Origin of the sequence: Sphingomonas montanisoli (assembly GCF_008274695.1) — a bacterium.
GTDB lineage: Bacteria > Pseudomonadota > Alphaproteobacteria > Sphingomonadales > Sphingomonadaceae > Rhizorhabdus > Rhizorhabdus montanisoli.
Window position 1 is genome coordinate 99,484 of the sequence record NZ_VTOU01000004.1, and the last position, 13,942, is coordinate 113,425.

General features: G+C 66.2%; 13 protein-coding genes. 12 read left to right on the forward strand and 1 reads right to left on the reverse strand.

Annotated features, from left to right (window positions below):
- Positions 1-17 precede the first annotated feature (17 nt).
- The 5 genes from FYJ91_RS16985 (at position 18) to FYJ91_RS17005 (ending at position 4,885) form a co-directional block, all read left to right on the forward strand.
- Positions 18-386, forward strand: coding sequence for a c-type cytochrome (locus FYJ91_RS16985; RefSeq protein ID WP_149523512.1), 369 nt, complete (start codon positions 18-20; stop codon positions 384-386).
- An 11-nt stretch (positions 387-397) separates the two neighbouring features.
- Entirely contained in the window at positions 398-1,666 is a 1,269-nt protein-coding gene (locus FYJ91_RS16990) for a CaiB/BaiF CoA transferase family protein (protein WP_149523513.1), read from the forward strand.
- A complete protein-coding gene (locus FYJ91_RS16995; RefSeq protein ID WP_149523514.1) occupies positions 1,663-2,445 on the forward strand; it encodes an SDR family NAD(P)-dependent oxidoreductase in 783 nt (260 codons plus the stop codon). The genes FYJ91_RS16990 and FYJ91_RS16995 overlap by 4 nt, the downstream gene beginning before the upstream one ends.
- A 176-nt stretch (positions 2,446-2,621) precedes the next feature.
- Positions 2,622-3,485 (forward strand): enoyl-CoA hydratase, encoded by an 864-nt coding sequence (locus tag FYJ91_RS17000; RefSeq protein WP_149523515.1) that lies wholly within the window; start codon positions 2,622-2,624, stop codon positions 3,483-3,485.
- Positions 3,482-4,885 (forward strand): M20/M25/M40 family metallo-hydrolase, encoded by a 1,404-nt coding sequence (locus FYJ91_RS17005; protein WP_149523516.1) that lies wholly within the window; start codon positions 3,482-3,484, stop codon positions 4,883-4,885. Before FYJ91_RS17000 ends, FYJ91_RS17005 begins: the two co-directional genes overlap by 4 nt.
- Positions 4,886-5,017: 132 nt before the next feature.
- Here FYJ91_RS17005 and FYJ91_RS17010 read toward each other — a convergent pair whose 3' ends face one another.
- The gene (locus tag FYJ91_RS17010) at positions 5,018-6,190 is read right to left on the reverse strand and encodes an acetyl-CoA C-acetyltransferase (protein WP_149523517.1); all 1,173 of its coding nucleotides are present in this window, start codon (positions 6,188-6,190) and stop codon (positions 5,018-5,020) included.
- Between the two features lie 134 nt (positions 6,191-6,324).
- On the opposite strand from FYJ91_RS17010, the gene FYJ91_RS17015 reads away from it, so the two are divergent.
- The 7 genes from FYJ91_RS17015 to FYJ91_RS17045 all read left to right on the forward strand — a co-directional run bounded on the left by FYJ91_RS17015 (position 6,325) and on the right by FYJ91_RS17045 (position 13,939).
- Positions 6,325-7,347: a phosphotransferase family protein gene (locus FYJ91_RS17015; protein ID WP_246152690.1), complete on the forward strand. Its 1,023-nt coding sequence runs from the start codon at positions 6,325-6,327 to the stop codon at positions 7,345-7,347.
- Positions 7,344-8,081 carry an SDR family NAD(P)-dependent oxidoreductase gene (locus tag FYJ91_RS17020; RefSeq protein ID WP_149523518.1) on the forward strand — a complete coding sequence of 246 codons (738 nt, stop codon included), beginning with the start codon at positions 7,344-7,346 and terminating at the stop codon, positions 8,079-8,081. The genes FYJ91_RS17015 and FYJ91_RS17020 overlap by 4 nt, the downstream gene beginning before the upstream one ends.
- A 10-nt stretch (positions 8,082-8,091) precedes the next feature.
- Positions 8,092-9,321, forward strand: a complete 1,230-nt coding sequence (locus tag FYJ91_RS17025) for an acyl-CoA dehydrogenase family protein (RefSeq protein WP_149523519.1) — start codon at positions 8,092-8,094, stop codon at positions 9,319-9,321.
- A complete protein-coding gene (locus FYJ91_RS17030) occupies positions 9,318-10,631 on the forward strand; it encodes an MFS transporter (RefSeq protein ID WP_246152692.1) in 1,314 nt (437 codons plus the stop codon). The genes FYJ91_RS17025 and FYJ91_RS17030 overlap by 4 nt, the downstream gene beginning before the upstream one ends.
- Positions 10,632-10,642: 11 nt before the next feature.
- Entirely contained in the window at positions 10,643-12,178 is a 1,536-nt protein-coding gene (locus FYJ91_RS17035; protein ID WP_149523520.1) for an AMP-binding protein, read from the forward strand.
- 64 nt (positions 12,179-12,242) lie between these two features.
- On the forward strand, positions 12,243-12,911 hold the full coding sequence (locus FYJ91_RS17040) for a TetR/AcrR family transcriptional regulator (RefSeq protein WP_149523521.1): 669 nt from the start codon (positions 12,243-12,245) through the stop codon (positions 12,909-12,911).
- Between the two features lie 218 nt (positions 12,912-13,129).
- Entirely contained in the window at positions 13,130-13,939 is an 810-nt protein-coding gene (locus tag FYJ91_RS17045; protein ID WP_149523522.1) for an enoyl-CoA hydratase/isomerase family protein, read from the forward strand.
- The last annotated feature ends 3 nt before the right edge of the window (positions 13,940-13,942 follow it).

Below are 13,942 nucleotides of genomic sequence, written 5' to 3' on the forward strand. Positions count from 1 at the left end.
TGGAAGGGAATGTGGATATGCGTATCGGTGGTGTGATTCTGGGGGCGCTGGCGCTGGCGACATCGTCGGGCGCGATGGCGGCGGGCGATGCGGCGAAGGGCAAGTCCTTCTTCGTGCGTTGCGCGGTGTGCCACAAGACGGTCGCGGGTCAGAACGGCATCGGGCCCAGCCTGGCCGGCGTTTCAGGTCGCAAGGCCGGCACGCTGGCCGGCTTCAATTACTCTCCGGCGATGAAGGGCGCGAACTTCGCCTGGACCCAGGCGAACCTGGACGCCTATCTCACCAAGCCGATGGCCAAGGTGCCGGGCACGCGGATGATCTTCATGGGCGTGCCCAAGGCAGAGGATCGGGAAAACCTGATCGCCTATCTCGCGACGCTGAAATAAGGACAGGCATAGTGGCAGGTTTCGCGCTCGAAGGCGTCAAGGTGCTCGATCTCTCGCGGGTTCTCGCGGGTCCGTGGTGCACGCAGATCCTTGCCGATTTCGGCGCGGACGTCCTGAAGATCGAGGCTCCCGGCGCGGGCGACGACACCCGCAGCTGGGGCCCGCCCTACCTGACCGGACCGGATGACATGCCGGGGGAGAAGGGCGAGAGCGGCTATTATCTCTCGGCCAACCGCAACAAGCGTTCGGTCGCGGTCAATCTCGCCGATCCGCGCGGCGCCGATCTGATCCGCCGCCTCGCCGCCGAGGCCGATATCGTGGTCGAGAATTTCAAGCTCGGCGGCCTCAGGAAATACGGCCTCGATTATGCGAGCCTGAGCGCGATCAACCCGCGCCTCGTCTATACCTCGATCACCGGGTTCGGGCAGACCGGCCCCTATGCCGATCGCGCGGGTTACGACTTCGTGGCGCAGGCGATGGGTGGCCTCATGAGCATCACCGGCGAGAAGGACGGCCCGCCGCTCAAGGTCGGCGTCGCGATGGCCGATCTGTCGACCGGCATGTACGCCGCGACCAGCACGCTTCTGGCGCTGCGCCATGCCGAACGGACGGGCGAGGGGCAGCATGTCGACGTCTCGCTGCTCGATACGCAGATCGCGATGCTTGCCAATCAGGCGCTGACCTATCTGGTCGGTGGCTATTCACCCGGTCGGCTCGGCAATGCGCACCCGACCGTCGTTCCCTATCGCCTGTTCCCGACATCGGATGGCGAGATCGTGATCGCGGTCGGCAACAACGGCCAGTTCCGCCAGCTCGTCGCCGTGCTGGGCGCGCCCGAAATGGCGAACGATCCGCGCTATGCCGGCAATGGCGAGCGCGTGATCAACCGCGACACGCTCGAAGCCACGCTCGACGATCTCACCCGCACGTGGGTCTCGACCGATCTCACCGCCGCTTTGTTGGCCAAGGGCGTGCCTGCGGGTCCGGTCAATTCGGTCGGTGACATCCTGACCGACGAGTTCGCCGAGGCGCGCGGAACGGTCCATCATTTCGATCGCGCCGACGGCGCCAAAGTGCCCAGCGTCGCCTATCCGGGCAAGCTGAGTGCCACGCCGATGACCTTCCGCCGATCGCCCCCGCGCGTCGGCGAACATAGCCGCTCCGCGCTCGCCGAATGGCTGGGCCTCAGCACCACCGAATTGGACGCGCTCGCCGATGCCGGCGTGATCGCGGATCGCGCCGACCTGCTGGCGCGCGAAGAACAGGGAGAACATGCATGAAGCTCGACGCAACCATTGCCGCCGTTGTCACCGGCGGCGCCTCGGGCCTGGGCGCTGCCACCGCGCGCGCGCTGGCGGCCAAGGGCGTGAAGGTCGCCCTGTTCGATCTCAACGCCGAACTGGGTGAGGCGCTGGCCCAGGAACTGGGCGGCACCTTCTGCGAAGTTAACGTCACCGATGAGGCGTCGGTCGAAGCGGGCTTCGCCAAGGCGCGCGCCGCCCACGGTCAGGAACGCATTCTCGTCAACTGCGCGGGCACCGGTAGCGCGCAGAAGACCGCGAGCCGCGACAAGGCCACCGGCCAGACCAAGCATCACGATCTGGAGCTGTTCCGCCGCGTCGTGAACATCAACCTGATCGGCACCTTCACCTGCATCGCCAAGTCGGCGCAGGGCATGCTCGATCTGGAGCCGTTCGAACACAATGCGCGTGGCGTGATCGTCAACACCGCGTCGGCTGCGGCCGAAGACGGGCAGATGGGCCAGGTTGCCTATTCGGCGTCGAAGGGCGGCGTCGTCGCCATGACCCTGCCGATCGCGCGCGACCTGATGGGCGACGGCATCCGCATCAACACGATCCTGCCGGGCATCTTCGATACCCCGCTGATGGGCCGCGCGAGCCAGCAGGTCCGCGACTCGCTCGCCGCCTCGGTCCCTTTTCCGAAGCGCTTCGGCGAACCGGCGGAATATGCCCAGCTCGCGATCGCGATGATCGAAAACGACTATTTCAACGGCGAAGACGTCCGCCTCGACGGCGCCATCCGCATGGCGCCGCGCTGATTTGGCGAGGGGAGGGGCCTCATCTCCCCTCCCCGTTCGTGTCGAGCGAAGTCGAGACACGTCCCCACGCACCACCCGGCCAACGTGTCTCGACTTCGCTCGACACGAACGGTCGTGCGTGGATTGAAAACTGCACAATGGTGCAGTATCCAGATCGCAACAGAGAGGATTGCGACATGGCCGACACTGCCCAAGACCCCCGCTTCGTCAGCTATGAGGTGCGCGACGGCACCGCCTGGGTGATGCTCGATCGCCCGCAATATTCGAACGCGCAGAATTACCGCCTTCTCAACCAGCTCGACGCCTGTTTCCGGCGCGCGGTGGAGGATGATGCGGTCAAGGTCATCGTGCTCGGCGGCAACGGCAAGCATTTCTCGGCCGGCCACGATCTCGGCACGCCGGACAAGGACACCAAGTTCGAACGCGAGCGGATCGACCTGTGGTGGAACCACACCGACAAGGAAGGCGCGGAGTCGCAGTACGTCTTGGAACAGGACGTCTATCTGGGCCTGTGCCGCCGCTGGGCCGCGATCCCCAAGCCGATGGTCGCGATGGTGCAGGGCGCGTGCATTGCGGGCGGGCTGATGCTCGCCTGGGTGTGCGACATGATCGTCGCGTCGGACGATGCCTTCTTCCAGGATCCGGTCGTCCGCATGGCGCAGCCAGGCGTCGAATATTTCGCCCACGCCTTCGAACTGCCGCCACGCATTGCGCGTGAATTCCTTTATCTGGGGCAGCGCATGCCGGCCGAGCGCGCCTATCAGTACGGCATGGTCAACCGCGTCGTGCCTCGCGCCGACCTGCAGGACGAAGTCACCAAGATCGCTGCCGAGATCGGTGAACGTCCGCGCCTCGGCCTCGCGCTCACCAAGCAGGCGGTCAATCTGGTGGAGGATCTGCGCGGCAAGCGCACCGCGATGGACGGCGTCTTCCACATGCACCATTTCGCGCACGCCCAGAACCAGCTCGTTTCGGGCAGCCTGATCGGGGGTATCGGCCTCAAGCAGATGGCGGAAGCCAACAAAGGCGAGGCCAAATGAGCCGCCTGCGGACAATTGTCACTGCATTGCTGATGACCAGCGGCAGCGCCGCCGCCGCCGCAGACCTGCGCCCCGATCAGACGGCGTTCCGCGCCTTGTTCGAGGAGATGGTCAACACCGATACCTCGGCGACCACCGGCTCCTGCACGCTCGCGTCTGAACGCCTGCTCGCCCGCATGCGTGCGGGTGGGTTCAAGGCAGGCGAGGCCGATCTGTTCGTTCCCGAGGGCAAGCCCAAGGATGGCGGCGTGATCGCACGCATCACCGGCACCGATCCGAAGGCCAAGGCGATCCTGCTCGTCGACCATATCGATGTGGTCGCCGCCAAGCGTGAGGACTGGTCGCGCGATCCTTTCACGCTCGGCGAGGAGGATGGCTTCTTCATCGGACGTGGCGTGATCGACGACAAGGCGCTTGTCGCGATCTGGGCCGACATGCTGATCCGCATGAAGGGCGAAGGTTTTCGCCCCCGCCGCACGATCAAGTTCGCCGCGACCTGCGGCGAGGAAAGCGGCCTCGCCACCAACGGCGTCAAATGGCTGATCGCGAACAAGCGCGAGGCGGTCGACGCGGGCTTCGCGCTCAACGAAGGCGGGCACGGCCTGGCCGACAAGGATGGCAAGCCGATCGCCATGCTGCTCGCCGTCGGCGAAAAGCATAGCCAGACCTTCACGATCGAGGCGCGCAATCCCGGCGGCCACAGTTCGCGCCCGCGCGCCGATAATGCGATCTACGATCTGGCCGACGCGCTCGAGAAGATCCGCGCCTTCCAGTTTCCGGTCACGCCCAGCCCGGTCGTCACCGCTTATCTCCAGCGCATGGGGCCGGTTATCGGCGGCGCGAAGGGAACGGCGATGACGGCCTTCGCGGCGGGCACGGCCGATGCGGACCAGCAGCAACTCGTCTTCGGCGATGCAATGCTCAACGCGATGCTGCGCACCACCTGCGTCGCGACCACCTTCGACGCCGGCCACGCGGTCAACGCGCTCCCGCAGCGCGCCCGCTCGACGATCCAGTGCCGCCTGCTGCCGGGCGACACGACCGCCAACGTGCAGAAGGCGCTCACCGCCTTGCTGCCCGAAGGCGTCGCCTTGCTCCCGCCCGAAAAGGACGGCGATCCGACCGCTATCGCCCCGCCGCTGACCCCCGCGATCCTCGGCCCCGCCGAAGCGGTGGCGAAGGCGCACTTCCCGGGGGTGCCGGTTGTCCCGAACCTGCTGACGGCGGGCACCGACGGCCGTTATCTGAGCGCGGCCGGCATCCCCACCTACGGCGTCCCCGGCATCGCGATCGATGCCGACGGCAACGGCGCCCACGGCCTGAACGAGCGCGTGCGGGTGCGCAGCGTCTATGCGGGCCGCGACTATCTCTACGATCTGGTGAAGCGCTACGCCCGCTAACTAATCCTCCCCCGCCAGGGTGAGGTGGCGCCGAAGGCGACGGAGGGGGAGGGCGGCGACCAACTTGAGTGAGCCGTATCCTCCCCCTCCGCCAGCTACGCTGACACCTCCCCCTGGCGGGGGAGGATTAAATCAGAGCCGCTCGACGATCGTCACGTTCGCCATGCCGCCGGCCTCGCACATCGTCTGGAGGCCATAGCGCCCGCCGGTCTGCTTGAGCGAGTTCACCAAAGTCGCCATCAGCTTCGCGCCGCTGGCACCCAGCGGGTGGCCGAGCGCGATCGCGCCGCCGTGGATGTTGAGCTTCGCGGCGTCCGCGCCGATTTCCTTCAGCCACGCCAGTGGCACCGGCGCGAAGGCTTCGTTGACCTCGTACAGGTCGATATCGTCGATCGACATGCCCGCCTTCGCCAGCGCCTTGCGGGTCGCCGCGATCGGCGTGTCGAGCATGATGATCGGATCACCGCCCAGCACGGTCATCTGGTGGATGCGCGCCAGCGGGGTCGCGCCGGTCGCCTTCAGGCCCGCTTCGTTGCACACCAGCACCGCCGCAGCACCGTCGCAGATCTGGCTGGCGTTCGCGGCGGTGATCATGCCGCCCTCCACCAGCGTCTTCACGCCGCCGATCTTCTCCAGCGTGCTGTCCGGACGCACGCCTTCATCATGGCCGTGCATGACTGTCGTGCCGTCCTCCAGCGTGACTTCGAGCGGGATGATCTCGTCGGCGAACTTGCCGGCCGCCGCCGCCGCCGCCGCCTTCTGGTGGCTCTCCAGCGCGAAACGGTCGAGCTGCTCGCGGTTGAAGCCGAACTTCTCCGCCAGCATCTCGGCGCCCTTGAACTGGCTGAACGGCTCGGTGCCGAAGCGCGCGTCGAGGCCGGGGCTGCGATAGGTGCCGAAGCCATGCTTGGCGGCCAGCGTCCACGGCAGGCCCATTGGCACGCGCGTCATCGATTCGACGCCGGCGGCGACCACCACGTCCTGCAGGCCCGCCATCACGGTAGCCGCGGCGAAGTGCAGCGCCTGTTGCGAGGATCCGCACTGGCGATCGACCGTGGTGCCGGGAACCGTTTCAGGGAAGCCCGCCGCGAGCGCGGCATAGCGGCCGATATTCGCACCCTGTTCGCCCCCCGGGCATGCGCAGCCGAGGATCACGTCCTCTACCAGTGCCGGATCGACGCCGGCGCGATCGACCAGCCCGCGAATCACCGCGCCGGCCAGGTCGGTCGGGTGCCAGCCCGCCATGCGGCCGCCCTTGCGGCCCCCGGCACTGCGCGCCACTGCTGCGATATAGGCTTCGGCCATCGGTCCGCTCTCCATAAACTCTGTTGGGTATCCGCTACGCAATTCTGCCCCATAGGTCAAAATCTAAGTTGCCAACGCCGCGTCGGCCATGCAATGTCAGGCAAGAGATAAGAGCAAGGACGAGAGGTTTCACGGTGATCGATGTTGCGGCGCTGGAGCGCTGGATGGACGGGCAGGGTGTCGGCCAGGGGCCGATCCGTGACCTCGTTCCCCTGACCGGCGGATCGCAGAACATCATCGCCCGCTTCTCGCGCGACAATGGCGAGGACTATGTCCTGCGCCGCCCCCCGCAGCATCCGCGCCCCGATGCGAGCGAGACGATGCGCCGCGAGGCGCGCGTTCTGAAGGCGCTGGCGGGCACCAATGTCCCCCATCCTGCGCTCGTCGCGGCCTGTGGCGACGAGGATGTGCTGGGTGCAGCATTTTACATCATGCGCCCGGTCGACGGCTTCAATCCGGCGTCGGCGCTGTCGCCGCTGCTGGCATCCGATCCCGCGCTGCGCCACCGCCTCGGCCTCGCGCTGGTGGAAGGAATTGCTGCGCTCGGTGCGCTCGATCATGTCGCATTGGGCCTCGCCGATTTCGGCCGGGGCGAGGGCTATCTGGAACGACAGATCGGCCGCTGGCGCAAGCAATATGACGGCTATGCCGCTGCCCCCGAATGGAATGGCGGCGCGGACCTTCCGGGGCTGATGGAGGTCGCCGACTGGCTTTCCGCCAATCTGCCCGCGACGTCGGTCCCCGGCATCCTCCACGGCGACTATCACCTCGCCAACGTCATGGTCCGCCACGACAGCGCCGAACTGGCCGCGATCGTCGACTGGGAGCTCGCGACGATCGGCGATCCGCTCGTCGATCTCGGCTGGGTGCTGGCGACATGGCCCGAACCCGACGGCACCGGCGGCACGCTCCCGATCGAGCCGTGGGCCGGTTTCCCCGCCGCCGACGAGCTGATCGCCCATTATGCCGCGCGATCGGAGCGCGATCTCTCGGCGATCGGATGGTATCGCGTCTTCGCCGCGTGGAAGCTCGCCGTGCTGCTCGAAGGCACCTATGTTCGCGCCTGCACGGGCAAGGCTGACAAGGCTGTGGGCGATCGGCTCCACGGCCGCGCGGTCGCGCTGATCAAGCGCGCGCAGAACTGGATCGCAGCATGACCAATCCTCTCGATTACACGGCCAAGAAAGTCCTCGTCGTCGGTGGCTCGTCCGGCATCGGCAACGGCATCGCGCAGGCGTTCCGCGCGGCGGGCGCTGAGGTCCACGTCTGGGGTACGCGCGCCAGTGCGGCGGACTATGCGGACGAGGACGGCTCCGATCTCGACGGCCTTGGCTACACCCAGGTCGACGTCTCCTCGCCCGACGCGCTCCTGTCCGCCCCCGCGCCGTTCGACGGGCTCGACATCCTCGTCCTCTCGCAAGGTTCGGTCCTCTACAAGCGGCAGGAATTCGCGCCCGCCGGCTGGGACAAGGTGATGTCGATCAACCTCGACAGCGTCATGCACTCGGCGCAGCGTTTCCATGACGATCTGAAGGCCGCCGCCGGTTCGGTGATCGTCGTCAGTTCGATCGCCGCCTATCGCGCGACGATGGGCAACCCGGCCTATGCCGCGTCGAAGGCGGCTGCCGTCGCCCTCGTCCGCACGCTGGGTCAGGCGTGGGCGCCCGAGGGGATCCGCGTCAACGGCTTCGCCCCCAGCCTGGTCGAAACCAAGATGACCCGCGTCACCACCGAACATCCCGAGCGCCGCGAAAAGGCGCTCGCCAAGATCCCGCTCGCGCGCTTCGGCACCATCGAAGAGATGGCCGGCGTCGCCCTTTTCCTCGCCTCGCCGCTTGCCGGCTACGTCGTCGGTCAGACGATCGTGGTCGACGGCGGGCTCACCCTCTGAGGGACTGCACATGGACTTCGAATATTCGGACAAGGTGAAGGCGCTTCGCGAGAAGCTCGAGGCTTTCATGGACGCCAATGTCTATCCCATCGAGCGCGAGAAATATGAGTGGGAGCATGACCACCATAATCTCTGGGTCCGCTGGCCGGGGATGGAGGACATCAAGGCCAAGGCACGAGAGGCGGGCCTGTGGAACCTCTTCATGCCGCACGAATATGGCAAGTGGAGCCCGGGCCTCACCAACCTCGAATATGCGCCGCTCGCCGAGATGATGGGTCGCGTCTTCGGCGCGTCGGAGATGTTCAATTGCTCCGCGCCCGACACCGGTAACATGGAAGTGCTGGCGCGCTACGGCACGCCCGAGCAGCAGGAACAGTGGCTCAAGCCGCTGATGGCCGGCACGATCCGTTCGGCTTATGTGATGACCGAGCCCGAGGTCGCATCGTCCGACGCGACCAACATCCGCACCAGCATCGTGCGCGACGGCGATCATTACGTCATCAACGGCCTGAAATGGTGGATTTCGGGGATGATGGACCCGAACACCAAGATGCTGATCGTTCTGGGCCATCAGCCCTCCGACGATCGCGCCCGTCACCAGCAGCACACCCAGATCATCGTCCCCCGCGACACGCCGGGCGTTGAGGTGATCCGCCCGTTGAGTGTCATGGGGTCGTACCATTCGCCAAGCGGCCATGCCGAAATGCGCTTCACCGACGTGCGCGTGCCGGTCGGGAACGTCATCCTCGGCGAAGGCCGCGGGTTCGAGATTGCACAAGGGCGTCTCGGGCCAGGTCGCATCCACCATTGCATGCGCCTGATCGGCGGTGCGCAGCGCGCGCTCGAATATATGGCGAATCGCGTGAACGATCGCGTTGCCTTCGGCCGCAAGCTCGCCGATCAGGGGAGCATCCGGCAGGACGTCGCCAGGTCCTTCTGCGAGATTGAGCAGGCTCGCCTGCTCACGCTCAAGGCGGCCGACGCGATGGACCGGCACGGCAACAAGGTCGCCAAGGATCTGATCGCGGCGATCAAGGTCGTCGCGCCGCAGATGGCGCAGACCGTCGCCGATCGCGCGATGCAGAGCTTCGGCGGCATGGGCGTCAGCGACGACACGCCGATCGCGGGCATCTTCGCCACCGCGCGCTACATCCGCCTCGCGGACGGCCCGGATGAGGTCCACATGGCGCAGCTTGGCAAGCTGAAGATCAACGAATTGGCAGGGCTGCCCCAGCGGTGAGCGCCGTGGGTCAGGAGGAGCCGAAAGGTGGTGCGGGCGCGTGGTGGATGGTCGCCGTCCTCTTCGCCATGTACGTTTTCTCCTGGCTCGACCGGCTGATCCTGTCGATGCTCGTCACGCCGCTGAAGGCCGATCTCGGCATCAGCGACGTGCAGGTGAGCATGATCACCTCGACCAGTTTTGCGATCTTCTACGCGCTGTTCGGCCTGCCGCTCGGTTGGGCGGCGGATCGCTGGCCGCGCCGCTGGATCATCTTCGGCGGCGTGATCGTGTGGGCCTCGGCGACGATCGCTTGCGGCTATGCACGCAGCTTCGAAGGGCTGCTCGCCGGTCGCATCCTGGTGGGGGCGGGGGAGGCGGCTTTGTTGCCGGCCGCTTACTCGCTGATCGCCGACGGCTTTCCGCGCGATCGGCTGGCGACGGCCAGCGCGGTGTTCCAGATGGCGGGCAAGGTCGGCTCGGCTACCGCCTTCGGCTTTGGCGGTCTCGCCATCGCCTATGCCACCGCGCATGAAAGCGTGTCGCTGCCCTTCCACGGGCCGGCGCAGCCGTGGCAGCTCGTCATGATGATGGTCGGCCTGCCGGGCTTCCTGCTCGCCTTCCTGGTCTTCACTTTCAAGGAGCCGGCGCGGCGCGGCGTCGCCAAGGCCGCCGTCGCCAAGGGCGCGATGGGCTCCTTCCTGCGCGACAATGCGAAGTTGGTCTCTTTGATGCTGATCGGCACGTCGGCGCTCGCGATCTGCGGCTATTCGATGACGAATTGGGTGCCGACCTTCATCGAGCGCCGCTACGGCATGGCGCCCGCCAGCTATGGTCTCTGGCTGTCGGCAATGAACATCCTCGCCGCTGCATCGCTGGCCGTCAGCGGCGGGATCGTCGATCGGCTCTATCGCCGCGGCATGAACGACGCGCACCTGCGCTTCTACAGCTGGCTGATCGGCGCGCTGTTCCCCGTGGTCGTCTTCACCTTCTTCGCGCCGACCGTGTGGATCTTCCTGATCTGCTACGGCATCGTCCAGTTCATCACCGTGCCGTTCATGGTCTATATCGCGGCGGTCGTCGGTCTGCTGGCACCCAGCGATATTCGCGCGCGTCTGCTCGCGATGTTCCTGTTCGTGTTCACGATCCTCGGCCTCGGCGCCGGCCCCGCGATCGTCGCGCTGATCACCGATCATATCCTGCACGACGAAAGCCGCATCGGCACATCGATGGCGATCGTCGTCATCGGCGGCGCTGCGATCGCGTTCGTCTCGTTCCGCCTTGCCCTCAGCTCTCTCGCGTCCGCCGTGGCGCGCAATCGTTCCGCCTGAAAGGATTTCGCATGTCGTTGACCGTAGCCGGCATCCCCACCGAACGGCGCGATAGCCTCGCGCTGGCGGACGATCGGGTGCGCTACAGCTGGGCGGATCTCGATCCCGTCCTGAACCGCGCGATCAACGCGATGGGCGGCCTCGACTTCCCCAACGAGCGTCGCGTCGCGGTGTTCGCGCCCAATTCGTCCGAGACGGTGCTGGCCTATGTCGCCGCACTCGAAGCCGGCGTGTCGAGCGCGCCGGTCAGCTATCATCTGAACGAGGAGGAGGTTGCCTATATCCTCGGCCTCGCCGGTGCCGGCGCGTTGTTCGTCGGCCCCGAGACCGCGAGCGTTGGCGTCCAGGCCGCGAAGGAAGCCGGCGTTCCGCTCGTCATCGGCTGGCGCTGTCCGGACATCGAGGGCGTGACCCCCTGGGAGGATTGGCTCGCCGCCGCTTCCGACGCCGTCCCCGCGACAAACGTGAAGCCGCGTCCGCACCTCCACTTCACCTCCGGCACCACCGGCAAGCCCAAGGCGACCGAAACCCCGCCGGGCTATTTCCCGCCCGCCGACGACATGGCCGCCTTCGTCGATATTCTGCGCACCCGCGCGACGCCGTCGCCCGGCATCGTCGTCGGCCCGCTTTATCACACCGGCCCGCTCACGATGGTCCGCAGCCTGGCGGGCGGCAGCGCGCTGGTGGTGATGGAGCATTTCGATCCCGAACAGGCGCTGGCGATCATCGAGCGCGAGAAGATCGCCGGTTCGGTGATGGTGCCGACGCACTTCCAGCGCCTCCTCGCGCTGCCCGAAGACGTGCGCGCCAAGTATGACGTGTCGAGCATGAAGCGGCTCGCCCATACCGGTGCGGCCTGCCCGCCGCAGGTGAAGCGCGCGATGATCGACTGGTTCGGCCCGGTCCTCGTCGAAGCCTATGGCGGGACCGAGGCGGGGACGACCCACGCGATCACGTCCGAGGAATGGCTGCGCAAGCCCGGATCGGTAGGGCGCGCGGCGGCCCCCCTCGAAACCGTCGTGATTGGCGAGGATGGCAAGCCGCTTGGTCCCAACGAAATCGGCCAGCTTTACGTCCGCGATCCAAGCGGACGGGGCATCATCTATCATGGCGACCCGGAAAAGACCGCCGCCGCGCACATCGCACCGGGCGTCTTCACGCTGGGTGAGATGGGCTATGTCGACGACGAAGGCTATGTCTTCATTACCGATCGCGTGTCCGACATGATCGTGTCGGGCGGCGTGAACATCTACCCGGCCGAGGCCGAACAGGTGCTGCTGCAGCATCCCAAGGTCGCCGACGTCGCGATCATCGGCGTGCCGAATGCGGACATGGGCGAGGAGGCGAAGGCACTGGTGATCCCGCGCGATCCCGCCAACCCGCCGAGCGCCGACGAGCTTCGAACCTTTTGTCGCGAGACTTTGGCCGGGTTCAAATGCCCGCGCAGCTACGACATGGTCGACGATATCGGCCGCAACATCATGGGCAAGGTCAACAAGAAGGCGCTGCGTCGTCCCTATTGGCCGTCAGATCGCACAATTGGTTAACTCAATTGCTTGACGGTTTTGAACCGCTGTGCAGAATTGGCGCTTTCCTGCCGAGGATCGACGTTTGAACGAGTTTATCGAGAAGCCGCTTACCTATGCCAGCCCCGCAATTCTGGAACGGCGGCGGCGCATTCTCGATGAGACTCGGGCGCTGATCGAGGAGCAGGGAATCGAGAATCTGAGCATGAACGAGTTGTGCAAGCGCGCCGACGTGGCGAAGCGCACGCTCTACAATGCCTTCCAGACACGCGAGCGGCTGATCGCGGCGGCGATTCAGGAATATTTCCTCGAATATCTGGGCAAGATTCCCTACAAATCCGAAGTCGGCACGCTCCAGCACAATATCGAGCGCATCGTCGCGGTGGGCCGCCGCAACCGCAAAATTCGCAACTATATCCGCGCGATCATGGCGGTCTATTTCAGCCCGGACGTGAATATCGATATCTGGAACGCGATGCATTCGGTCGCGGTGGAATCGAATCTTGGCTGGATCCGCAACCTGCAGCGCCGCCGCCAGCTCCAACCCTGGGTGGATGCCGATGCGCTGGCCAACGACATCGTCCGCTACGAATATGCGACGATCCACGATTGGGCGCGCGGGCTGATGCCCGACGATGATCTGCTGCCCCGCCTCGTCAACTCGTACCTCACCTTCATGCTCGGCGCGACGCGCGGCGCCGCGAAGACCGAGATCGAGACGATGCTGCGCGAGCAGGAAAGCAAGGCGGCCTGACCTCCTAAATCCTCCCCGGTACGGGGAGGTGGCGCCGAAGGCGACGGAGGGGGCTGGCCACAAGCGATGCGCTTTGCCTCCAACCCCCTCCACCATCCTGCGGATGGTCCCCCTCCCCGTGCCGGCGAGGATCAAGAAAATGCACATTGGTGCAATTTCACGTTGAGATGGTGACAAGGCTAAACTAGCATCCGTCGAAAGATCGGAGAGGTTTGGATATGGCCGAAGGCGCACCGCCCCTGCTCGTCGAGCGGACCGAGGACGATATCGTCATCGTTACCCTGAACCGCCGTCAAGCGGTCAATTCGGTCTCGTTCGAGATGTGGGAATTGTTCGGCGCGGCGCTCGACGAGATCGAGCGGAACACGCCGCCGCGCGGGCTGGTGGTGACAGGTGCTGGCGGATTCTTCTGCATCGGCGGCGACGTGAAGCTGCCCCCCGCACGCGGCGAAGGCGCGCTGTCGCCCGCGACCCGGCTGGAGATGGGGCAGCGGATCATCGCGCGGCTGCGCAAGCTGCCCGTCCCCGTCATCTCGGCGGTCGAGGGTGGCGCGTTCGGGATCGGCCTCGCGCTCGCGCTTTCCGCCGACATGGTGTTCGCGGGCGAAGGTTCGCAATTCGGCGCGCCCTTCATCGATTATGGCACCGTGCCCGATGGCGGCGCGACGTGGCTGCTCGAACGGCAGATCGGGCGCTATCGCACCGCCGAACTGATCTTCTCGGGCCGCACGATCGACGTGGCCGAGGCTTCGTCGCTGGGCCTGATCAGCCGCGCCACGCCGAAGGGCGAGGCGCTCTCCACCGCGGTCGAATTCCTCAAGAATGTCGGCCAGGGTAACGCCCATGCGACCGAACTGGCCAAGCGGCTGCTGCAGGGCGCGCAGGAGGGCGGGATCGACGCCAGCCACAGTCTGGAGCTCGCCTATTGCGCGATCTGCCAGACCGGCGAGGAAGTGGCCCGCGCGCGCGAAGCCTTCATCGCCAAGGCGCAGGCAGCCCGCGCGGCCAAAGCCGAAGCGAAGGGCTGACCG